General features: G+C 72.5%; 26 protein-coding genes and 1 tRNA gene. 11 read left to right on the forward strand and 16 right to left on the reverse strand.

All coding sequences use genetic code 11. The features are described 5' to 3' along the window. Positions 1–51: 51 nt before the first annotated feature. Complete coding sequence (locus OG937_41100) at positions 52–1020, reverse strand: LysR substrate-binding domain-containing protein (GenBank protein ID WUD77657.1); 969 nt, start codon at positions 1018–1020, stop codon at positions 52–54. Between the two features lie 72 nt (positions 1021–1092). Between OG937_41100 and OG937_41105 the strand changes: the two genes are divergently transcribed. Next, positions 1093–2019, forward strand: coding sequence for a DMT family transporter (locus OG937_41105; GenBank protein ID WUD77658.1), 927 nt, complete (start codon positions 1093–1095; stop codon positions 2017–2019). On the opposite strand, the gene OG937_41110 is transcribed toward OG937_41105, so the two are convergent. Both OG937_41110 and OG937_41115 read right to left on the reverse strand, forming a co-directional pair. After that, positions 1986–2717, reverse strand: coding sequence for a class I SAM-dependent methyltransferase (locus OG937_41110; GenBank protein WUD77659.1), 732 nt, complete (start codon positions 2715–2717; stop codon positions 1986–1988). The genes OG937_41105 and OG937_41110 overlap by 34 nt on opposite strands. 41 nt (positions 2718–2758) lie before the next feature. Continuing rightward, positions 2759–4276 (reverse strand): S1 family peptidase, encoded by a 1518-nt coding sequence (locus OG937_41115; GenBank protein WUD77660.1) that lies wholly within the window; start codon positions 4274–4276, stop codon positions 2759–2761. Positions 4277–4491: 215 nt separating this feature from the next. On the opposite strand from OG937_41115, the gene OG937_41120 reads away from it, so the two are divergent. Beyond that, positions 4492–4935 carry an SRPBCC family protein gene (locus tag OG937_41120; protein ID WUD77661.1) on the forward strand — a complete coding sequence of 148 codons (444 nt, stop codon included), beginning with the start codon at positions 4492–4494 and terminating at the stop codon, positions 4933–4935. A 95-nt stretch (positions 4936–5030) separates the two neighbouring features. Here OG937_41120 and OG937_41125 read toward each other — a convergent pair whose 3' ends face one another. From OG937_41125 to OG937_41155, 7 genes are all read right to left on the reverse strand, one after another. Next, a complete protein-coding gene (locus OG937_41125; GenBank protein WUD77662.1) occupies positions 5031–6152 on the reverse strand; it encodes a chemotaxis protein in 1122 nt (373 codons plus the stop codon). Positions 6153–6267: 115 nt separating this feature from the next. Next, positions 6268–6498: a phage terminase large subunit family protein gene (locus OG937_41130; GenBank protein ID WUD79039.1), complete on the reverse strand. Its 231-nt coding sequence runs from the start codon at positions 6496–6498 to the stop codon at positions 6268–6270. Next, entirely contained in the window at positions 6485–6751 is a 267-nt protein-coding gene (locus tag OG937_41135; protein ID WUD77663.1) for a DUF6400 family protein, read from the reverse strand. The genes OG937_41130 and OG937_41135 overlap by 14 nt, the downstream gene beginning before the upstream one ends. Positions 6752–6923: 172 nt before the next feature. After that, complete coding sequence (locus OG937_41140) at positions 6924–7577, reverse strand: VanZ family protein (GenBank protein ID WUD77664.1); 654 nt, start codon at positions 7575–7577, stop codon at positions 6924–6926. Positions 7578–7785: 208 nt separating this feature from the next. After that, a complete protein-coding gene (locus tag OG937_41145) occupies positions 7786–8982 on the reverse strand; it encodes a serine/threonine-protein phosphatase (GenBank protein WUD77665.1) in 1197 nt (398 codons plus the stop codon). 70 nt (positions 8983–9052) lie between these two features. Then, the gene (locus OG937_41150) at positions 9053–9487 is read right to left on the reverse strand and encodes a nuclear transport factor 2 family protein (protein WUD77666.1); all 435 of its coding nucleotides are present in this window, start codon (positions 9485–9487) and stop codon (positions 9053–9055) included. A gap of 79 nt (positions 9488–9566) precedes the next feature. Next, positions 9567–9845, reverse strand: a complete 279-nt coding sequence (locus OG937_41155; GenBank protein WUD77667.1) for a DUF6510 family protein — start codon at positions 9843–9845, stop codon at positions 9567–9569. A 497-nt stretch (positions 9846–10342) separates the two neighbouring features. Here OG937_41155 and OG937_41160 point away from each other — a divergent pair, with 497 nt between their 5' ends. After that, the gene (locus OG937_41160; protein ID WUD77668.1) at positions 10343–10783 is read left to right on the forward strand and encodes a hypothetical protein; all 441 of its coding nucleotides are present in this window, start codon (positions 10343–10345) and stop codon (positions 10781–10783) included. Between the two features lie 605 nt (positions 10784–11388). Then, a complete protein-coding gene (locus OG937_41165; protein WUD77669.1) occupies positions 11389–11973 on the forward strand; it encodes a DinB family protein in 585 nt (194 codons plus the stop codon). A gap of 845 nt (positions 11974–12818) precedes the next feature. Here OG937_41165 and OG937_41170 read toward each other — a convergent pair. Further along, entirely contained in the window at positions 12819–13127 is a 309-nt protein-coding gene (locus tag OG937_41170; protein WUD77670.1) for a MarR family transcriptional regulator, read from the reverse strand. 95 nt (positions 13128–13222) lie between these two features. On the opposite strand from OG937_41170, the gene OG937_41175 reads away from it, so the two are divergent. Continuing rightward, positions 13223–13297: transfer RNA gene (locus OG937_41175), tRNA-Trp, on the forward strand. Between the two features lie 70 nt (positions 13298–13367). On the opposite strand, the gene OG937_41180 is transcribed toward OG937_41175, so the two are convergent. Beyond that, positions 13368–13730: a VOC family protein gene (locus tag OG937_41180; protein ID WUD79040.1), complete on the reverse strand. Its 363-nt coding sequence runs from the start codon at positions 13728–13730 to the stop codon at positions 13368–13370. Positions 13731–13852: 122 nt separating this feature from the next. On the opposite strand from OG937_41180, the gene OG937_41185 reads away from it, so the two are divergent. Continuing rightward, positions 13853–14326: a hypothetical protein gene (locus tag OG937_41185; GenBank protein WUD77671.1), complete on the forward strand. Its 474-nt coding sequence runs from the start codon at positions 13853–13855 to the stop codon at positions 14324–14326. 24 nt (positions 14327–14350) lie between these two features. On the opposite strand, the gene OG937_41190 is transcribed toward OG937_41185, so the two are convergent. Continuing rightward, a complete protein-coding gene (locus tag OG937_41190; protein WUD77672.1) occupies positions 14351–14638 on the reverse strand; it encodes a DUF1905 domain-containing protein in 288 nt (95 codons plus the stop codon). 238 nt (positions 14639–14876) lie between these two features. Here OG937_41190 and OG937_41195 point away from each other — a divergent pair, with 238 nt between their 5' ends. Beyond that, positions 14877–15692: an SAM-dependent methyltransferase gene (locus OG937_41195; protein ID WUD77673.1), complete on the forward strand. Its 816-nt coding sequence runs from the start codon at positions 14877–14879 to the stop codon at positions 15690–15692. A gap of 52 nt (positions 15693–15744) precedes the next feature. On the opposite strand, the gene OG937_41200 is transcribed toward OG937_41195, so the two are convergent. Together OG937_41200 and OG937_41205 are read right to left on the reverse strand one after the other, a co-directional pair. Beyond that, a complete protein-coding gene (locus OG937_41200) occupies positions 15745–16653 on the reverse strand; it encodes a helix-turn-helix domain-containing protein (GenBank protein ID WUD77674.1) in 909 nt (302 codons plus the stop codon). Between the two features lie 89 nt (positions 16654–16742). Continuing rightward, entirely contained in the window at positions 16743–16979 is a 237-nt protein-coding gene (locus OG937_41205; protein ID WUD77675.1) for a DUF397 domain-containing protein, read from the reverse strand. 173 nt (positions 16980–17152) lie between these two features. On the opposite strand from OG937_41205, the gene OG937_41210 reads away from it, so the two are divergent. The 3 genes from OG937_41210 (at position 17153) to OG937_41220 (ending at position 20030) form a co-directional block, all read left to right on the forward strand. Continuing rightward, entirely contained in the window at positions 17153–17614 is a 462-nt protein-coding gene (locus tag OG937_41210) for an ATP-binding protein (protein ID WUD77676.1), read from the forward strand. Positions 17615–18033: 419 nt separating this feature from the next. After that, a complete protein-coding gene (locus tag OG937_41215) occupies positions 18034–18993 on the forward strand; it encodes a dehydrogenase (GenBank protein ID WUD77677.1) in 960 nt (319 codons plus the stop codon). Positions 18994–19130: 137 nt separating this feature from the next. Further along, on the forward strand, positions 19131–20030 hold the full coding sequence (locus OG937_41220; protein ID WUD77678.1) for a LysR family transcriptional regulator: 900 nt from the start codon (positions 19131–19133) through the stop codon (positions 20028–20030). A 9-nt stretch (positions 20031–20039) separates the two neighbouring features. On the opposite strand, the gene OG937_41225 is transcribed toward OG937_41220, so the two are convergent. Beyond that, entirely contained in the window at positions 20040–20672 is a 633-nt protein-coding gene (locus OG937_41225; GenBank protein ID WUD77679.1) for an ABATE domain-containing protein, read from the reverse strand. Between the two features lie 68 nt (positions 20673–20740). Between OG937_41225 and OG937_41230 the strand changes: the two genes are divergently transcribed. Then, positions 20741–21673, forward strand: a complete 933-nt coding sequence (locus tag OG937_41230; protein WUD77680.1) for a 2-dehydropantoate 2-reductase — start codon at positions 20741–20743, stop codon at positions 21671–21673. The last annotated feature ends 11 nt before the right edge of the window (positions 21674–21684 follow it).

Genomic DNA, 21684 nt, shown 5'->3' on the forward strand with positions numbered 1-21684 from the left:
TGCTCCCTCGGTTCCTGTGCCGGGCGGTCCCCCGGTGCCGCTCCGCCCACGCTAGGCGTGGCGCCCCGCCGCGGCCACCAGACACTCCAGCACGCGGCGCAACGGCGGCTGCCCCGCGGTGCCGGCGGCCAGCAGCGCCGAGACCGTACGGGTCACCGGGTGCGCGGGCGGGTGCAGGCTGACGCCGTCCAGGGCGGCGGGCAGTGCCAGCCGCGGGACGAGCGCCACACCCGCACCGGCCGCCACGAGGGCGGTGAGGACCGAGAAGTCACTGGCCAGTGCGACCGGCCGGGGCACGAATCCGGCCGCGCCGCAGGCCCGCCGGGTCAGTTCGTGGCAGGAGGTGTCCGGCCCGGGCATGAGCCAATCCTGCCCGGCGAGGAGCGCCAGGTCGAGGGCCTCGCCCGGGGCCAGGCCGTGTTCGGCGGCGAGCGCGGGAGGAACGGCGAGCAGCACCGGGTCCTCCATCAGATGGTGCTGCTCGCAGCCGGCGGGCACCTCGCGCGGCAGCAGGCTGTACGCGTGGACGACGGCGATGTCGGCCTCGCGGCGCCGCAGCAGCTCCACCGCCGCGCCGGGTTCGTGCTCGGCGATCCTGAGCCTGGTCGGAGCAAGGGCGCCGGCACCCGCCCCGGCACTCGCGCCCGCACCCTCACCGCCGCCGGCATCGCCGTCGGCGAGCAGCCGCCACACCTCCGGCAGCAGGGTGCGCGCCGCGGACGGGAAGGCGGCGACGCGGACGGGGCCGCCGGCGCCCCCGCGGAGCCTGTCCAACGCTGCCTCGGCGGAGGCGAGATCGCCGAGGATCACCTCCGCGTGCTCCACCAGCAGCCGCCCGGCCGGGGTCAGCCGCAGCGTGCGGCCCCGCTTCTCCAGGACCGGGACCCCGGTCTCCCGCTCCAGCGCGGCGAGTTGCTGGGAGACGGCGGGGCCGGTCAGATGCAGCGCCTCGGCGGTGGCGGCGACCGTGCCGTGCACCGAGAAGGCCCGCAGCAGGCTCAGCCGGCGGACGTCGAGCATAAAGCTCACCTTCTCGTTTACGAAAGAAAGAGTAACTGGACCTTTTCCATCCTAGTCGGGACAGTGGGACACGTGAAGCCTCCCGCCCCCTCGCCCCGCGTCCTCGCCCTTGCCGGCACCGTCGTGCTGTGGGCCTCGGCGTTCCCCGCCATCCGCGTCGGCCTGGAGGGGCTGGGGGTCGCCGGCCTGTCCATCCTGCGGCTGGCCGTGGCGTCCGCCGCGCTCGCCGTGGCCGCACCCCTGCTCGGCGTCCGCCGGCCGCGGCGGCGCGACCTCCCGCTCATCGCGTTGTGCGGCCTGACCGGCATGGCCGCGTACCAACTGCTGCTCAACTGGGGCGAGGTCCACGTCCCCGCGGGCACCGCCAGCCTGCTGGTCGGCATCGCCCCCACCTTCAGCGTGCTCCTCGCGACGGCCTTCCTCAGCGAACCGCTGACCCGCACCGTCGTCGCGGGCAGCCTCGTGGCGATCGGCGGGGCCGCCGTCATCGCCCTCGCCCGCGGCGGCGCGCACTTCACCGCGGGTGCGCTCGTCGTCCTCGGCGCCGCCGTCGTCCAGGGCGTCTACCACGCCGCCACCAAACCGCTGCTGCGCCGCCACACCGGGCTGGAGGTCGCGTGCTACGCCATGTGGGCCGGCACCCTGATGCTGCTGCCGCTCGCCCCCGGCACCGTGCGGGCGGCGGCCCACGCGCCCGGCTCCGCCCTCGCCTCGGCGGTCTACCTCGGCCTGCTGCCGTCCGCGCTGGGCTTCGTGATCTGGGGGTACGCGGTCGCCCGGCTCAGCCTCGCGACCTCCACGGCGGCCCTGTACCTCGTACCGCCGGTGGCCCTCCTCGTCGCCTTCGTGTGGCTCGGCGAGACCCCCCGGCCCACCGAACTGACGGGCGGGGCGATCGGCATCGCGGGCGTCGTCCTGATCAACCGCGGGCGGCCCGGGGCGTCCGGGGCCGGCCGGGCCGGGCGTCAGCGGATCGCGAGGACCAAGGTCACGACGTAGTGCTCCTCGACCACGCCGTCCGCGAAGTGCCGCAGCAGGCGCTCCCGTTCGGCGGCGAGGAAGGCGTCGGCGCGTTCCTCGCCGAGCACCAGGAAGGCCGACTGGGTACCGAGGTTCGCCAGATGCACCTCGACGGGCACCCGCCGGGACCAGGGCAGCCGGTGCTCGGCGAAACCCGGCCCGTCCGGCAGCCGCCCCGAGCGGGGATGGGACAGTTTTCCGAAGAAGCCGCCCAGCCGCTCCTGCTCGGCGGCGATCCACGGCACCGACATGTCGGGGTCGTTGCGCCACAGCGCGAACGCGCCGCCCGGCCGCAGCACCCGCAGCGCCTCCGGCACCGACCCCCGCGGATCGGTCCAGTGCCAGGCCTGCGCGTACGTCACGAAGTCGAAGGCGCCGGAGGCCAGTGGCAACCGGTCGCCGTCCCCGCGCACGAGAGCGACGTCCGGCAGGTTGCGGCGCAGCTCCGCGGCCATGCCGCCGCCCGGCTCCACGGCCACCACCCGGGCGCCGCGGTCGTGCAGCAGCGCGGTGGCGATGCCCGTCCCCGCACCCACGTCGGCGACCAGGGCACCGCGCAGCCGGTGGCCCGCCAGCTCCTCCACGGCGTCGAGGAGGGCCGGCGGGTACGAGGGGCGGTTCGCGGCGTACCGTCCGGCAGCCCGGTCGAAGGCGCGGGCGCGAGGTGAAGTGGTCATACCTCCATGATCCTCCGCCCCGGCCCGCTCGCGGTGGCCGGTCAGTCCCAGCGTCCGGAGCCGTAGCCTCGGCCGGCTCCCGCGGCGGGACGGATCCACCGCGTGGCCAGGAACGCGAGGCAGCTGACGGCGACGATCAGCAGACCGGGGCCGATGCCGCCCCCGCTGCCGATCGCGCCCAGCGACGTCTGATCGCTCGCGGTCCCCGGGTAGACCGGCGCGCCACCCGGGGCCGTCGGGGCGGCGGGGGCCCCCGGGGCCGCCTGCTGCGCGCCCTGACCGTTGCCGGAGCCGCCTGTGCCGCCGGAGCCGCCCCCCGTGCCCCCGCCCGCCTCACGGGTGGGCGCACCGGCGGAGGCGGCCGGCGCCGCGCCCGGCGCGTCGCCACCGGCGGCCGGCGCCGGGGCGTCACCGCTGTCCGTGGCGCGCGGCAGGCTCACGCCGAGCGCCGCCATTGCCGAGCTCACCGGCTGGAAGAAGGTGATGCCGCCCGCCGTGCAGTCGCCGCTGCCGCCCGAGGTGATCCCGAGTGCGAAGCCCTGCGCGAACAACGGGCCGCCGCTGTCGCCGGGCTCGGCGCACACGGAGGTCTGTATGAGACCGCTGACCGTCCCCTCGGGGTAGTTGACCGTCGCGTTCAGGCCGGTCACCTGACCGGAGTGCAGCCCCGAGGTGCTGCCGCTGCGGAAGACCTCCTGCCCCACGAACGGGTCGGCCGCGCCGGTGATCCGGACCACGCGGCCCGCGCCGACCCCGACGACGCTGCTGTGGTCCGAGCCGTCGTTCTGGTACTGCACGAGCGAGAAGTCGCCGCCGGGGAAGGAGGTCGAGACGGTGGTGCCGACGGGCCTGGTCCCCTGGTTGTCGGCGAACCAGGCGGTGCCCGGCGGGCCGCAGTGACCGGCCGTCAGGATGAAGTCGGTCGTCCCGTTGGTGACGTTGAAGCCCGCGGAACAGCGGCTGCCCCGGGTCAGGATCGGCGCGGCCCCCGCGGTCCTGGTCGTGAAGTCGGCCCCGGTGCGCTCCATGCGGACCTGCCCGCCGATGCCGTCCGCGACGGACTGCAGGCGCGCCCACTCGTCGGCGGAGACCGTGCTGTCGGCCAGCACCAGGACCTCGTTGGAGACCGGGTCGACCGACCAGGCGGTTCCGGGTACGCGGGGGGCCTCGCGCAGTTCGCCGGCCGCGTCCTTCAGGTCGCGCATGCTGTAGCGGACGACCTCTGCCCGGGCGCCCGCCCTGGCGACCTCGGCCGCGGTGTCCTGGTCCGTCACGGCGACCACCGGGAGGCCCTCGGCGTCCACCCAGCTCCCGCCGGTCCGGGCGTCGCCGAGGCGCGCCGCCAGGTCTCTGGCCAGGCCCGCGGCGTCCGCCGCGCCCTGCCCGCCCTGCCCGCCCTGCGCGCCGTCCGGGGCGTCCAGCACCTGGCTGCCGCTCCCGGTCCGCGTGCCGTCGGGGGCCGCCCCGAATGCCTGCGACATCATCACTCCGCCGCAGACCACTCCCGCGACGGCCACGAGCCGCAGCGCGCGCTGCACCTGACGCCGTGTGCGCCTCAACGTGCCCCCTACATCCGCTTCCGTACCTGCAGGTCACCGGCATTGACTGCCGCGGGTCCCGAGAGGGGACCCGGCCTTCCATACGTGCGGGGGAGCCGCAGCGCTCACCGCGCGCGGCGACGATCCGGAACGCGCGGACGTGCCCGGGGTGGCGAGGCGCTCTATCGTGGCCGGGTCGGCGGAGCCGGCGATCCAACGAGCCATCAAGGAGTGACATGGGCGGTCAATTCGAGGCGGTCGTCGAGGTCGACCGTCCCGTGGCGGAGGTCTTCGCCTTCCTCGCCGACGGGCGCAACGACCCCAAGTTCAGCCCCCGGGTGCAGGAGATCCTGCGTACGCCCGACGCCCCGACGGCGGTCGGCACGGTGTTCACCAGCATCGTGAAGGACGCCGGGATGAAGTCCCACCGGGAGTTCCGGATCACCGAGTTCGACCCGCCCAACCGGATCCGCTGGACCGAGCAGTCGAAGAACCTGGTCACCGCCGAGGGCGGTTACGACCTGCAGCCGGTCTCCGAGACCACCACCCGGGTGCGGATCTTCAACCACCTGGAGGGGCACGGTCTCGGGAAGCTGCTGGTCGGCCTGGCCCTGAGTGCCGCACGCAAGGACGCCTCGGCGTTCGGGCAGCGGATCAAGGCCGCCGTCGAGGCGTCCTGACCGCTCACCGATCCCCTGACACCCTGACACGCCTGACACGGGGTCACCGGGGCCGCGCCGCCGACAGCGGCCCCGGGTGACGTCCCGGCCGGGGCTCAGTAGCGCAGCACCGCCGCGATCCGGTCGTGCTCGGCGAGGCTGTCCGGCGCCACGAAGCGGACCTCGGCACCCTTGTCGAGCGCCGCCTCCACCAACTCGTCCACGATGTCCTCGCGGATGCCGTCCTCGAAGCCGCCCGCCTCCGGGCCGTCACCGTCCACCGGGGTGAGGTGACCGTCGCTCAGGCGCACCGTGCGCTGGAAGTCCTCCTCGACCACGACGAGTTCGGCGCGGCCCTCGCACACGGACTCCCACACCTCGTCCAGCCCGGCCGCGAAGGTCCTGCGACTGCGGGCGTCCACCAGCCTGCGGCCGGTCCGTTCCGTCTCCCGCTCGGCGAACTCCTTCTGCGCCGGGGCGAGTTCCTGAAGCAGCGTCTGCGCGGGGCCGTTGGCCAGGCCGCCCTTGTGCACGACGGCCACCGCGGCGTCCGCTGCGGTGCCGACCTCCTTGAGCAGGGCGACCGCGTCCGGCAGGCCCACCAGGTACAGCGGCCGGCCGTCGGCGGCCAGGAGGGAGGCCAGGGCGCCGTCGACGGACCGCAGGAAGCGCCGCGTCTCCTCGTCCCGGAAGGTGCTCGGGTGGTCCCCGACCTGCTCCTGCCGCTCGGGGTCCCACTGCACGGGGTCCGGCTCCATGGGGAAGCCCTGCGCGTCCTGGGGGTGCAGCGACTGGCCGCTGCCGCTCCACAAGGTCGCCCGGTCGGCCGCCACCGTGAGCACCCAGTACGGGAGGGCCCTGGCCTTCGCGGCGACCAGGTTGCGGGTCAGGAAGCTGTCGCTGAGCACCACGCGCTCGGGGACGGCCCGGGGCAGCGTCCAGATCTGGTGGTCCCGTTCCGTGGCGTACATGACGAGCCCGTCCAGCGAGTAGCGCAGGTCCACTTCGGCGGCGGCGGCCTTCAGCTGCGTCTTGATGGCCATCCGCGACCGGCGGGACGCCTCCGGATCGTGCTCGATCCGGCGCTCGGCCTCGGCGAGCAGATTGCGCAGCCGTACGGCGTCCTGGGCGTTGTCCGGTTCGCGCCGGTGCGTCGGCATGGTCAGCGACACCGCCGGATACGGCCTGGTCGCGCGCAGTGCTCGCAGGGTGCCGGCCGTCAGGGCATCGGTTTCCATGATCGCCTCCCTGAGGGGTCCGCGGTTGCTCCCCGCGGACGGGGGCAGCCCACACCCCGAGCCTCGCACACCAGCCGGGCCGCCGCCTGCCGGGGAGGGCCCGGCCGCGCGGCGTTCAGGCCCCGTTGCGGTGGTGCGCGCCGAAACCGGAGTCCCAGGCCCACATGTGGGTGCAGCCGGGACACTGCAGATGCACCACGGGCCCCTTGTTCGACAGCAAGTAGCGCCAGTGGTCGGGGCAGTTGCGGCCCGCGGCGCAGGTGGAGCACTCCCGGTGGTCCTCGCAGCGCGGGCAGGGGACCCACGCCCGGCGGCCGGGGTCGGCCGTGGGATCAATCGGAAGCAGCACCGTCGTCCTCCCCGGACCCCTCACGGGGCGGCAGCACGCCCGCCGCCACGAGCGTGCGGTACACCGCCTCCTGCTCGTCGTCGAGGCCGGAGTAGAGCAGCCGGTACGCCGCATCCTCCTCGCGCAGCACGGCGACCGGGTCCCAGTCGTCGCCGAGGGCGGCGAGGACCTCGGCCCGGCGGCGGGTCTCGTGGTCGGTGAAGTCCAGCTCGAACGCGTGGAGGCGGTCCGGGATGTCGTCGTCGTTCATGTCGCTCGCTCCCGGGGCAATCGGGGATGAATCCACTCTGTGTAACAAAGGGTCGTGCTCGGGGGAAAGCCTTTCCGGCCCCGATGTGACGAACTCCATGCGGCTCCGCCGCTGGTCAGGGACGTACCAGCGGCGGAGCGCCAGGTGGCCCGGGTGGGTGCCCGGGCCCCGTTCAGGAGCGCCGGGCGGCCTTGCGGCGCACCGTCCCGAAGGACAGGAACGACTTGCGGGGCGCCGCCTGCGCGGCCTTGGCGCCCTTGCCGGCCTTCGCCGTTTTGCCGGACTTCCCGGACTTCTCCGACTTCCCGGCCGTGCCGCTCCCGCGCGTCCCGAACGCCTTCGTGATCCTCGACGTCCTCGTACCGCCCGCGGGCTTCGCCGCCGGGGCCGCGGCCTGGGCGGGGGCCGCAGGGCGGACGGCGTGCACGGCCCGGCCGAGGCGACGCCCGAAGAGCAGGTAGCCCAGCAGGGCACCGGTGGTGTTCATGATCACGTCATCGATGTCGAAAGCGCGGCCCTGCACCACCGCGCCCTGCGCCAGCTCCACGAGGATCATCACCAGGCCCGTCGTCACCACCACGCGCAGCGCCCCGCGCGCCTTCGGTGCCAGCACCGGGAGCAGAACGCCGAAGGGCATGCCCAGCAGCACGTTCCCACCGACCTGCCGTACGGCGCCCGCCACCGTGTACCGCTCGTAGTACTGGCGCAGCGAGGCGCCGGGGTGCATGTTCGCGTGCGCGAGACCCTCCGAGGCGTACGACGGCACCAGCGTCGCGCGGGCCAGCACCGCCCCGAACGCGACCATCGCCACGAACGCCAGCGCCATCGCCGCCCACCGGGCCAGCGAGGCCAGTGGTGACCGCCGCCCCTCTTGCCTTGCCTCCGACGAACGCCCGCGCAACGCCAACCGAGCCACGGACTTCCCCCCTCTTCTGGTCTGTTCCGGTCGTGGTCTCCCCGTGTCACAGACCGGATACCCCGAGCGCCCCCCGGAATGCCGGGTGACCGCGGCTCTCCGCGGCGGTCAAGGGCGTTCACCCCGGGGGCGCCGCCTGCTGGGGAGGCGGCGGTGCCGAGGGCGGGCGACCGCCCGCGCGCCCCGTCGCCGCCACCAGGGCCGGCGACCGGCTGATCGCCAGCACGGCCGCGTCGTCGCCGAGGCAGCCGCCCGCGTAGGCCAGCAGGTCCGTGCACAGCCGTTCCACCAGCGCCTCGGGATCACCGGCCGGCTGCCCCGCGAGCCGCCCGGTCAGCGGGTAGAACGCCCCGGCCACGTCGCGCGCCTCGACGACCCCGTCGGTGTACAGCAGAAGGGTGTCGCCCGGCTCGAAGGCGAACGTGCGCACCGAGGGCTCCCCGCCGGCGAACTGCGTCAGCCCCAGCGGCGGCGCGGGCGCCGGCATGTCGAGCGGGGTCACCCGGCCTTCGCGGAGCCGCAGCGGCGGGGGATGACCGCAGGTGACGAGGTGGACCACCGGCTCGTCGTCCGGGATGTCGGCGACGACCGCGGTGACGAAGGACTCCGCCTCGTCCTCGGCCGGCCCGGCCTCCGCAGCGGGGTCGGTGAGGTCGGAGGAGATCGCCTGTTCCAGCCACAGGACCAGCGCCGGCAATTCCGCCTGGCGGTGCGCCACGGCGCGGAAGGCGCCCAGGGTCAGGGCGGCCTCGTTCACCGCCTCCATGCCCTTGCCGCGGACGTCCCCCACGATCACCCGGGTCCCGGTGTCCGTGCGCACGGCCGCGTACAGGTCCCCTCCGATCTGTGCCTCCGCCTCCGCGGCGAGGTAGACCGAGGCGATGCGCAGCGGCCCGATGCGCCGGGGGATGGGCCGCAGCAGCACCCGCTGCGCGGTCTCCGCCACCGAGCGCAGCCGGGTCACCTGCTGCTCGTGCTTCACGCGCAGATGGGCGAAGAAGGTTGCCAGCACCGACATCAGGGCCAGGGTGGCGATCTGCGCCGAGTGGTTGAGGTCCAGGGGCGTCGTGCGCACCGCCGCCACGAGGACCTGCGCGACCACCGCGACGCCGCCGACGACCGCGGTCGTCCTGGCCCCCGCGAACGAAGCGGTGATCGCGGGGGCGGCGACCAGGAACGGCCCCAGATGGACGTCGGGCGGTGACATGATGTCCACGACGGTGACCATCAGGATCAGCGTGAGCATGGCGGCCACCAGCAGATGCCCGGGCCGCCACGACCGCCCCCACTGTTCCAGGCGTCGTGCAACATCCATGACTCTTGGATACACCCGCGTCCGTGGCCCTGCCCGCTCGTACGCCCTCCGCCCGCTCCGGCCCCCCGCCTCAGGAGCGCCACTTCTCCCGGACGAGCACCTCCGCGATCCGCCAGCCCGTCCCGGTGTGCCGCAGACCGAAGGTGTAGCGGCCGCCGCACACGAAGTTGGGGGCGGTCGGGCCCGCCCCCGCTTCGCCGAGCCGCATGGGGTTGACGTAGTCGGCGTGCGCCACGGCGGACGGCGGGTCGAGGGCGATCCGGCGGTTGACGACCAGGTGCTGGCGCACGGGGAACAGGCGCATCGTCGAGGCGAGCCAGTCGGCGACCTCGGTGGCGGGTCCGGCGATGCCGCCCGCGGACGAGTAATCGGCCCGGCCGTCCGGGGCGAAGAGCGCGACGTACGCCGTCCAGTCGCCGTCGTCGACGGCCGCCGCGTAGCCACTGATCAGCTCGTCGACGGCCAGCCGGTCCAGCAGGGTCTCCCACTCCGCTCGCGTCGTCATCGGCACAGTGTTGGGCATACGGCACGAAGAGCCAAGACCCGTGCGGCGGTCGACCGGGCCGGTTGCGGGCCCGGCGACGTCACTCGGGGAGCGGGATGCGCATGCTCACCGAGCCCCGCAGGTCCAGCCACGCGGCGGACGGCCCGCGCACCAACCTCAGGATCACGGTGTCGCACCCGGGACAGCGGGCCACCAGCCCGGGGGAGTGGTCGTACACCCGCAGTGTGGCCACCGGCCCGCTCCGCCCGCAGCCCACGCAGCGGCCCTCGGCAGCCGTCATGTCCACCGCGAAGATCTCCCGGAGCGGCCCGGCCAGCGCGTTGCCGTCGGTGTACGCGTCCGTGCCCTGTGCGCTCATCCCAGCCTCCCGTCGCCCCGGCCGCCCCAGCGCCACCCACCCTATGCACGCGCAGCCCGCCCCGCGCGGTGCACCAGGGTCAACGGGGCCGCCGTGAGCTTTGAGCATGACTCCACAGGGGGGTGTTGCCACTGGTCAAAGCCGCGGCCAAGCCATCCAGGCCACGACGCGGCGTACGTCGTCTTCCGTACTGAGGCCCGGGGAATCGCGCGACCACCACAGGAGGTAGCCTGCCCGTCCGTTCGACGCCGCTGGAGGAGCCGTGCACGCCGTCGTCTTCCTTGTGAGGAGCGCGCTGGGCCTGGGTGGCGTTCTGGTCGCCGTCTGGGAGCTGACCCGCCAGGCTTCCGGACCTGGCTGGAGGAAACCGCGGATCTTCTCCGCAACCGCGGCTGTGGTGCTCGCCGCACTCCTGGCCATCTAGAGAACTCCGTCACTCGCCTCGCCTCGGCGTCCCTCAGCGACGACCGACGCTCGGCGGGTGAGATCATCGTTGGGTGGCGGACACGCAGCTACCCCCGGGGTGGACCCTTCAGCAGATCCGCGACGTGTCCGGGGACCAAGGGGCTGTCGTCCTGGACCCGAACCGGGCAGTGAAGTGGCTCTCCTTCCAGCGACGTTTGCGCCTGCCCGAGGTGCTCTGTGGGAAAGGTGAGGATGCACGGGTGATGACCATCGCGAGCCGGACGGGGCCCGGGCCGGGCCCATTTCTGCTCGTCTGGAGCTTGCTCGCCATCGTCGGCGGCGGCCTGCTGGCGACGAGGAAGTGGTCCGCTCGCTTGCACGACTTGGTTGTGACCGGCCTGGAGGGCCGGCCGGAATCGCAGCAACGGGCAACAGCGGCGCCTGCATGGTTTCTACGGCTCATCGGTGGCCTCTTCGCCATCGGCGGGCTCATTGGCTTGCCGCTCTCAATGTTCATGATCGTGAGCGGGTAGATCCAGAGACCAACCGAGCCGCGGGAAGCTTACGGTCCACTGTTCCGCTGACATCCAACGATGACATCAGCGGCCACGAACGGCCCCGGATCAGCTCGGCTGCTGGAACCGCTCGCTGCCACAAATCGTCATGCTTGACGCGACGAGTCTGCGAAGGTGCGCCGGTGACAGTACTTGTGGGGGACAAGCTCAGGTTCGCTGTGGAGATCGGCGACCCCTCCGACTCGGCACTGCGCCGAGTGGATCTTTGGGCCGCCGGCCGGTGGGGGGGGGCCTACGGCCGACAACTTGCGAGCCTTCCTCTTCCGTGACGAGGACAAGCTGGTGATCACGTCGCAGTCTTGGCGTGAGGAGCACCCAGGCGAGCATCCCGAGCACGTGGGAAAGGTCTTCGCTGTCGAGATCCCGGCCGCGGAATTCGTCGGGATCCTTGAGGCACTTGTTGCTGAGCTCGACCGAGGCCAAGAGGTTGTCTCACGTGGCGAGTTTCGCGAGCTTCTTCTATCAGGTCAGGGCAGCCATGGCCAGGCTTCGGCTCTGCCAGTCCTTGCGGACCACGTACGGGATCTTGAGACCACGAGCAGCCCATGGCAGGCTCATGCCGCATGATCGATGAATTCGCGAAAGACAACCTGCACGGGAGACTGCGGCGGGACCGCAAGGCGCTGCTCTGGAAACTCGACGGCTTGTCCGAATACGACGCCCGCCGACCTTTGACAGCGACCGGGACCAACCTCCTCGGCCTGGTCAAACACGTGGCCACCGTCGAGGCCAGGTACTTCGGCGAGGTCTTCGACCGCCCTTCCCCGGAACCGCTGCCCCAGTGGCAGGACTCCAACGGCAGCGATCTGTGGGCGACCGAGGACGAGACCCGCGATCAGATCATCGGGTTCTACCGGCGCACGTGGGAACACTCGGACGCGACGATCAACGAGCTTCCCCTCGACGCCCCCGGCCACGTGCCGTGGTGGCCGGAGCCTTATCCCAACACGAACCTGTTCGCCATCATGGCCCATGTCCTCGCCGAGTCCATCCGGCATGCCGGGCACGCGGATATCCTGCGCGAGGGCCTCGACGGCCGGACCGGGTTGCGCGCCGAACTCGAGAAGCAGATCGACGAGGAAGCCCGTGCAGCCTACCGCGCGAAGATCGAGCAGGCCGCCAGGTCGGCCGTACCAATCAAGGCTTAGAGGTTGTCTCACGTGACGTGATGTTCGTGCGGCATGATGCCGGTCGTGGGTGCTGATCCATCGAAGCGTCTGGTTCCTGAATGTGGGCGGCAGAGACGACCGGTGATTCACGGGATCGGAGCCTCATCCCATGCCGCTCGCCCCGGAGTGGTGAGAGACTGCGTGCATGAGGATCAACCGAAAGGGTCATGCCGCGTAGGCGCCCATCGCGCCTAAGAGCGCAGAACCGGGTGTTCGCCCCATGGATGGGCGGCTACTCCAAGATCGGTCGCCTCTCGGGGCCGGCCCAGGCACAGATCATTCAACTGGAACGAACGCGACTGCGTCCAGGGCTCATCGGGCAGGCTCTCTCACGCTGGTCGAGCGTCGCGCAGGCCCCTCGGGGCCGGCTTCCTGCGCTCTTCGCCGATCGCTGTGGCTACCCTGACTGCTGTCCCGAGCCCGCTGATGAGCGGGACGTCCTGGAGTGCGCGATGTCTGCGCTTCCCTCCAAGACGGCTCGCGAGTTGCGTCTCATCGTCGAGCAGTTGGACCAGTCGATCATCCAACGGCAATACCTGGACACCTACGGCCGGCCCACCCATCGGTGGTGGAGGGATGCTTTCTGACACGCCTCGGTACAGCACCGAAGCACAGCGAACCAGCGACCACTGCACCTCCGCACGGCTCTATCGCCGGGCCCTCAGACCGCTCTCCACCCACGCCGCCGCCGAGCTCGTCCAACAGGGTGGCGAGCAGGTCGCGCCCCTCCGCCGGCCGGTCCGCCCCGCAGCGCTCACGCAGGCGTTCCTCCAGTGCCGACCGGGCGCGGCATGCCGCGGCGACGGCCTCGCGCCCGTGCCCGGTCAGCCGTACGAGGCGGACCCGCGCGTCACCCGGGGCGGGCTCCGCTCGGCGTACCCCAGGCGCTCGAGCTCGGCCGCGGCCTTGGACGCGCCCTGCTGGGTCATCCCCAGCCGCTCCGCGAGCGCGCCGACCGTCGGCTCCGCCCCGACGAGGTGCCGGAACAAGTAGCCGTGGGAACAGCGCAGGTCGCCGAAGCCGTCGGCGGCGAGGCGGTCCTGTACGGCGGCGGCGAAGCCGACGAACAGGGCGAGCGTGCCGGTGTCCAGGGCCATGGGGTCGAGGGGGTGGCGTCCGCCCAGCGCAACCACGACGGCTATGAACACCCGGGCGTCTGACCGGCCTTCGTCACCCAGGAAATTGCGTGGCCCGCCCACTGCCGCACATGTCAAGGTGGAGCCACCGAAGGGGTGTAGCTCAGCCCGGCCAGAGCAGCGGACTCCAAACCCGCACGCCGCAGGTTCGAATCCTGCCGCCCCTGCAAACGTCCTCGTCAGCGGAACTCCCCCGGGCCACCTGGGCGACCGTGGGAGGACCGGACACCTGACGGCCTAACCCTCGTCCAGGCAGAGGCAGAAGGGGTGACCGGCCGGGTCGAGGAGGACGCGGACGTTCTCCTGGGGTTGGCGGCCGGCGAGCGAGGCGCCGAGCGCGACCGCGTCGGCGACGGCGGTGTCGAGGTCGCCGACCTGGAAGTCGAAGTGCATCATGGGCCGCTGGTCGCCGTCGGCGGGCGGCCACGTGGGGGCCCGGTAGTCGGTGGCCTGCTGGAACACGAGGTAGGTCGGACCCTCGGGCGCGGCGACGACGGACGTGCCCGGTTCCTCGTGCACGACGGGCCACCCGAGCAGCTCGCCGTAGAACGCCGCGAGGGCGGCGGGATCCGGTGCCTCCATGGCGGTGCCCCACCACATGCCCAGGGTTCGTGATCGCACGGCCGCAGTCTGCAGCGGTGCCGGGGGCGTTGTCCACGTTTCGCGCGGAACGGAGCGTACGGCCTGCGCCGACCGGCGGCGGTTCGGGTTGGGTGTGCGCCGTGGAAGCGCAGGTGTGGACGTCATTGCTCGGTGTCGCGCTCGGGGGCGGCTTCTCCTTCCCGGCCCAGATCACCGCGGGCCGGCAGGCCGGCCGGAGCGAGGCCATGCGCCGGGAGGCGGACGTGGCGGAGGCGCGGCGGACGGAACGGCTGGAGCTGCTGCGGGAGTTCATCGACCTGGCCCAGCAGGCGATACGCCTGGCCGAGCAGCGGCAGGACGCACGGGACTGGGAGGCGGCCGCGACGTCGGAGTGGCGGGCGGCGGCCTTGGGGCTGATCGACCGGCTGTGGGTGTGCGAACGGATGATCGCGGTCGTCTTCCCGGCCGAGTTCTACGGGCGTGCCTGGGCCTACGGGACCGCGGTCGACCAGGTGCTGTGGCGCGAGTACGCGTACACCGAGGTGCCGTTGCACGCCCACGTGCGCGAGCCGCAGCTGGCGTTCCTGACGGCGGCCCGCGCGCAACCGGACTGAACCGCGTGGGGCGTCGCCGCCACTTCAGAGGCGGACCGTCATCTCCACGGTCACGTCGTCCCCGGCCGCGATGCCCTGGGGCCTGCGCACGGCGACCTTCAGCGGCAGCAGGTAACCGCCGTCCTTGGGGAAGAGCGACGTCGTGAAGGTGGTGTCGCCGATGCGGGCCTCGACGGGGATGACGCCCCAGCCGTAGGTGGCCATCGCGGCCACCTCGCGGATGTGCTCGGACTCCTCCTCCGGCACGGTCGCGAAGTAGTACGGCGATGGTCCGCGCCACTCGATCACACGGCCGGCGAAGACGAGCTCCATGGGGTCGGTCCCGTTCGTGGCAGGGTGGCCGGACCGCCTCAGCGTACAGGCGGTGCCCCGGAAGGGAGGGGGATAAGTCCGGTAGCGCGGTGACTGATGGTGTTTCAGGAGTCAAACATGTTGGCGATCAATTCACTTCCCATGGGTGAAACCGCAGGGCAACAAGGTGACTTGAGCCTAGAATGGGATTCCGCGATCACCCCGCGTTCAGGGCGTGGGCAGGACTGTGAGGGGCCGGATGAGCCAGGAGCGAGAGCCGCTGCCGACCGCGATCGACACCGGGATTCCCAGCGTCGCCCGGATGTACGACTTCCTGCTCGGCGGCAAGGACAACTACGCCATCGATCGTGAGGCCTCCGAGGAGCTGCTCAAGGTCGTCCCGAGCACCAAGGAACTCGCGGTCAACAACCGCAGGTTCCTGCAGCGCGTCGTGGGCGTGCTCGCCCGCGAGTACGGGATACGCCAGTTCCTGGACCACGGGTCCGGCCTGCCGACGCAGGACAACGTCCACCAGGTCGCCCAGCGCGTCGACCCGGCCGCGCGGGTCGTCTACGTCGACAACGACCCGATCGTGCTGGCGCACGGTCGTGCGCTGCTGGAGGAGAACGAGAACACGGCCGTCATCCAGGCCGACTTCCGTGACACCGACGGCATCTTCGGCCACTCCGAGGTGGAGCGGCTGATCGACTTCAGCCAGCCGGTCGCCGCCCTCTTCGTCTCGGTGCTGCACTGCATCCCCGACGAGGACGACCCGGCGGGCCTGGTCAGGCGCGTCGCGGAGCGGCTGGCGCCGGGCAGCTTCCTCGTGGTGTGCCAGCTGGTCAGCGAGGACAAGGCGGTGCGCGACTTCGTCACCGAGTTCATGGACGCCAGCACCCAGGGCAACTGGGGCCGGGTCCGTCAGGAGAGCGACGTCGAGGGCTTCCTCGACGGTCTGCGGATCCTGGAGCCGGGGCTTGTCGAGGTGTCCACCTGGCGCCCCGACACCGACCTGGCGCCGCGGCAGGCCACCCAGGAGTGGATCGAGTTCGGCGGGGTCGGCCACAAGGCCTGAGGACGTCAGGGGTCCCGGGGCCGGAAGGGCCGGCCCGGGGACCCGCGTCAGCTCACGACAGCTGCTTGAGGAAGTCGCGCAGGAAGTCCGGCGTCCGCACCGGGGGCTCGGCCTCGGCGCTGAGCCGGTCCATGACGGCCAGGTAGTTGTCGACGTCGTCCTGCTTGTCCAGGTACAGCGAGCTGGTGAGCTGCTCCAGGTAGACGATGTCGGGCAGGTCCGGCTCCAGGAAACGCAGGATCGTGACCGGTCCGCCCGCGGTGGCGAGGCCGCCGACGCTGAACGGCGCCACCTGCAGCGTCACGTTCGGCATCGCGGCCGCCTCGATGAGCCGCTCCAGCTGGCGCGACATCGCCTCGGCGCCGCCCAGCGGACGGCGCAGCGCCGCCTCGTCCACGACCGCCCACAGCCGGGGCGCGTTGGGTCCGTTCAGCAGGCGCTGGCGCTCCATGCGCAGCGCGACCCGGCGCTCGACCTCGACCCCGGACGCCCTGGGGTGCCCCAGCCGGATGACGGCGCGGGCGTACTCCTCGGTCTGCAGCAGACCGGGGATGAACTGCACCTCGTACGTACGGATGACGGAGGCGGCCTCCTCGAGGCCCACGAGCGTCTCGAACCAGCCGGGGAGCACATCGGCGTACCGGTGCCACCAGCCGGGCGTGTTGGCCTGGTGGGCGAGCTTGAGGCAGTCCGCGCGCTCGGTCTCGTCGGTCACGCCGTAGAGGGTGAGGAGGTCGGCGACGTCACGCTCCTTGTAGCCGACGCGGCCCAGTTCGAGACGGCTGATCTTGGCGTGGGAGCCGCGGATCGCGTCACCCGCCGCTTCGCGGGTGATGCCCCGGGACTCCCTCAGCCTCCGCAGCTGGGTGCCGAGCACGATGCGCAGCACCGTCGGACCACCGCGCGGGTGCTCCAGGTACTGCCTTATCGACGGTTCGTTGCTCGGCCGCGTCGCGGTCATGCCGGCTCCCGTGGTGACTGGGCGGACCGTCAGTGTCTCACTGAGTGGCGCCCGAATACAGCCGCATCTTATGGCATGCCGACGTTTTGTCAGCCCGTCATGTCATCGAAGTCCCCGTCCTTCACGCCGCCGAGGAAGGCCTCGATCTCCGCGCGCGTGTAGATGAGCGCAGGTCCGCCCGGGTGGCGGGAGTTGCGCATCGCGAAGCCCCCACCGGGCAGCGCCGCCAGCTCGACGCAGTTGCCGCTGGGGTTGCTCCGGCCGCTCTTCCTCCAGACCGCGCCCTCGATGTCGGTGGCCGGTACGCCGTTGTCGAACTCCCGCATGGCTACGCCTCCTTGACGGGCCATCTGCACGTGCAGATGCACGTGCAGATGTACTTACCCTTGCACTTACGACTGTAATTGCAGATGTGCTTGCACGGGTAGGGATCCGGCGGGGATAGTGGTGGACGCAGACAGCACCGCGCCCCCCGCCCGACAGCTCTGCGGAGTTCCCGATGACCACGCATCCGGCGATCCCCCTCGACTACGGCCTGACCGAGGACTCAGCGTCACGCTTTGCCGCCTGCGGCCTGAGCGGTGACCTCCACGCCGCAGGTTCCGCACGGCAGTTCACGCGTGCCACCCTGAGCAACTGGGGGATGCTCGCGATCGTCGACACGGCCTCGATCGTGGTGTCGGAGATGTTGACCAACGCCGTGCGCTACGGCCTCGACGACCCGGCGTACGCGCCGTTGTCGAGCCGGCCGGTCTGGCTGGGCCTGCTCCGCCGCGACGAGTCCGTGCTCTGTACGGTCGCCGACCCCGGCATGGGCGTCCCGGTGGTGAAGGAACCGGACTGGTTCGCCGAGACCGGGCGGGGGCTGCACATCATCGACTCGCTCAGCGAGTCCTGGGGGTGGACACCGCCCGACGAGGCGGGCAAGTCCGTCTGGGCGCTGATCTCCGCGCCCATGTGACTTCCGCCCCGCGGCGTCCCGCAGACCGGACGCCGTGGGGCGGGGGAACGGGGGCCGGAAGCGCCGCGGCGGGGCGCCGGGGGGATGCCTCGCCGCGGCCTGACGGTTCGCCGCTCCGCGCGGCCGGGAGGACGCATGCGCTCCCCGAGGGCGGTCGATGACTGGCGTCTTTGCCTTTCCCGGGAAAGGAATTCACCTTTTGTTGACGCGCCGCCGTTTCCCGTCGATCGCCGCCAATGGCCCTTTCGTCAGGTGTGCTAGCGTTCGGAAGGTTCACGTCTTGACAACGATGTCAGATTCTCCGGGCCCGCGGACGCGTCCGTCCGCGACGGAAGGGCCCCTGCTCTGAAGAACGAAGCCCCGGGGCACCCGGCGTGGCACGCCCGTTCTCCGAGCTCCACAGAAAAGCACAGCGAATCATGCAAGAAAGCCGCGCGGTCTGGCTCCCCTATCGGTCCGGTGAATTCGCCGGACCGCTGCCCGACGGCCTGTCGTACCACTTCTGGGACGGCCTCTCGGCCTTCCCCTCCGATCCCCGGGACGTACGGTTCGTCGTCGTCCCGCCCGTCCCGGCCAAGCAGCACCAGATCCTCGACCGGCTGCTGCCCCACGCCGAGCGGCTGGAGGTCCTCCAGGTCCTCAGCTCCGGGCACGACTACCTCGCCCCCTTCCTGGGACTCCTTCCCTCCGGCACCCGCGTCGCCACGGCCAACGGCGTGCACGGCGAGGCCACGGCCGAGCTGGCGGTGACGCTGCTGCTGGCCGCGGGGCGCGGTCTCGACGACTTCTCCCGCCGGCACGCCCTGGGTCAGTGGCAGCCCCGCGTCTTCCCCACGTTGTCCGGCAAGGAGGTCCTGATCGTCGGCCAGGGCGCGGTCGGAAGGGCCGTGGCCGCCAGGCTCGCCCCGTTCGGCTGCCGGGTGGTCCGGCTGGCACGTACCGCGCGCGACACCGCGGACGGCCATGTGCACGGGTTCGCGGACCTGCCCGGGCTGCTCCCCTCCGCCGACGCCGTCGTGCTGTGCGCGCCCCTGACGGACGAGACCCGCGACCTGATGGACGGCTCCCGCCTGGCCCTGATGAAGGACGGGGCCGTCCTGGTCAACGTGGCCAGGGGGGAACTCGTCGACACGCGGGCGCTGGTGCGGGAAGCCGGACGCGGGCGGCTGCGCGCCGCCCTGGACGTCACCGCGCCCGAGCCGCTGCCCAGCGGTCACCCGCTCTGGTACCTGCCCGGCGTCCTCATCACACCGCACGTCGGGGCCTTCACCGACGCCTTCACGCCCACCTCCCTCGCCTTCATCGCGCAGCAGCTGGCCCGCTACGCGGGCGGTGAGTCCCTGGTGAACGTCCTGCCGCTGATGGCCGCCGCGCGCTGAGCGGTGGCGGCCCCCGGGAAACATCCCGGGGGCCGGTCGGCCCGGCGAATCACCCCCAGGGGTCGGCGTGTTCCCCGATCGGGAAATCGCCTGGCCTGTCGGGACGTCGTTCCGGCGCCGCGTGGTGGGATGGCCGGATGGAACTGCGGGAGCTGCGTGTCTTCGTCGCCGTGGCCGAGGAGGGCGGGATGTCCGCCGCGGCGCGGCGGCTGCACGTGAGCCAGTCGGCGCTGTCGCAGACCGTCACCGCGCTGGAGCGTCAACTCGGCGTCAAACTCCTGGTGCGGTCCAGTTCCGGCGTACGGACGACGGAGGCCGGGGCGGTCCTGCTCTCCGAGGCGCGCTCCGTGCTCGCGCGCCACGACCAGGCCGTGCGGACGATGGCGGCCCTGACGACGCAGGGCGGGGGCACCCTGCGGCTGGGCATCCCGCTGGAGCTGCCGCCCGACCTGCTGACCCCCGTGCTCACCGAGTTGTCCCGGGCCTACCCCGACACCCGGGTGCAGGCCCGTCATCTGTCCACGGCGGCCCAGCTGGAGGCGCTGCACGCGGACGAGCTCGACGTCGGCCTGACGCGTGAGCGCCCGGCAGGGCCCGAGTTCGACGCGATGCTGGTGGTCCGGGAGAACCTCGGGGTGCTGCTCGGGGCCGACCAGGCGGCCGAACTCGCCGGACCGCACGGCGTCCGCCTGGAGTGCCTGGCGGGGCTGGAGTGGGTGGGCTTCCCCCGCGCCGGGAGCCCCGCGTGGTGGGACGAGCTGACCTCGGTGCTGCGCAGCCACGGGCTGGACGTGGGTCCCGAGGCGGGCGCGGGGGAGCCGCTGATCGCGGAGGTGAAGCTGGCGGCCGTGATCACCGGACGGGCGTTCGCGCTGGCCCCGCCGAACTGGGCGCAGCCGATCCCCGAAACGGTCGTGTGGTCGCCCCTGGTGGGAGATCCCCTGGTCCGCAGGACCTGGGCGGTGTGGCCGTCCAGTTCGCACCGGCGTGACCTCGGCCGTTTCATCGCCGCCTTCGCCCAGCCGGTGTCGCCGTAGTCGGTGGGGCTACGGGGTGGGCGCGGAGGCACGGTGCCGGTGCCGGGCGGCCTTCGCGTTGTTGCCGCAGCGCTCCATGGAGCACCACTTGCGCGGCTTCCCGTTGCCGGGGTCGAGGTAGAGCATGCCGCAGATCTCCGCGGCGCAGGTGCGCAGCCGGTCCCGCAGGCGCGGCTCGGTGACCAGCGCGATCAGGTCCCGGGCGACGGCGGAGAGCAACTGGGCGGCCGACAGCGGTTCCGTCCCGGCGCTCGGACGCCCTTGCGCGTCGACGCGGAGGAAGGGCGCGGGCGGCTCGACGCGGGCCAGGTCGTTGAGCAGGCCCACGCACTCCGCTCGCGGCGTGCGGCCGTCGACGACCGCGGTGGCGACGTCGGTGGCGGCGGCGCGCAGCTCGTGGAGTGCGTCGAGCAGGGCCGTCGCGTCCTCCCCGTCCCGCAGGGTCAGTCCGACGCCGCCGCACCAGTCGCGGAGGCGGTCGTGATCGCCGAGCCGCTCCACGGGGGTGCTGGGGCGGCGGCCGACGGTGGCGACGAGGTCGAGCGAGAGGGAGCCCGCGTCGAAGCGCAGCGCACGGACCTTGGCCGTGACGCGGGTGCGGGGAGTGGCCAGGGTCCCCGTGGCCGGTGCGCGCTCGCTCATGTGTTCATAGTAACCTTGAAGGCGGTTACCAAGCCATCGGCCAGGCCGGGCCGGGAAGGGAGCACGCCATGCGCATCGCGGTCGTGGGAGCGGGCGGAGTGGGGGGCTACTTCGGCACCCGCCTCGCGGAGGCGGGCAACGAGGTCACCTTCGTCGCCCGCGGTCGGCATCTGGAGGCGATCCGGGCCAACGGCGGGCTGGCCGTCCGCAGTCCGCTGGGGGAGTTCCGGGCACCGGCCGACCTGTTCGTGCCGGACATCGGCGACGTCGGTCCCGCCGACGTCGTGCTGGTCGCGGTCAAGCTGTGGGACACCGAGGACGTCGCCACCCGGCTGCGCGGCCTCGCCGAGGCGGGCGCGCGGGTGATCTCCCTCCAGAACGGCGTCCGGAAGGACACGGTCCTGCGCCGGCACCTGCCGCCCGAGGCCGTGTGGGGCGGGGTCTGCTACATCTCCGCCGTCATCGAGGAACCCGGCGTCGTCTCCCACCGCGGGACGATGCAGAAGCTGGTCTTCGGCCCGTACGACGGAGAAGGGGCCGCCCGGGCGGAGGAGTTCCGCGAGGTGTGCGGGAAGGCCGGCGTCGACGCGGAGGTCAGCGCCGACATCGCGCGGGTCGTGTGGCAGAAGTTCGTGTTCCTCACGGGCCTGTCGGGCACCACCTCGGCCGTGCGCCAGCCGATCGGCGTCGTCCGCGCCGATCCCGCGACGCGGTCGCTGCTGCGGGACGTCATGGCGGAGGTCGTCGCCGTCGGCCGGGCCTCGGGCGTGCACCTCGACGAGTCCTTCGTCGACGAGCAACTGGCCTTCTGCGACACGCTGCCAGCCGCGATGACCTCCTCCATGCACAACGACCTGGAGCAGGGCAACCGCCTGGAACTGCCGTGGCTCAGCGGAGGCGTCGCCGACCTCGGCCGCGAACTGGGCGTCCCCACGCCCCGCAACCGCACCGTGGCCGACATCCTCGCGCCCTATGTGCCGGGCCGGCCGCGCGTGGGGTGACCGCCGAACGG

This window comes from Streptomyces sp. NBC_00510 (assembly GCA_036013505.1).
Taxonomy (GTDB): Bacteria; Actinomycetota; Actinomycetes; order Streptomycetales; family Streptomycetaceae; genus Actinacidiphila.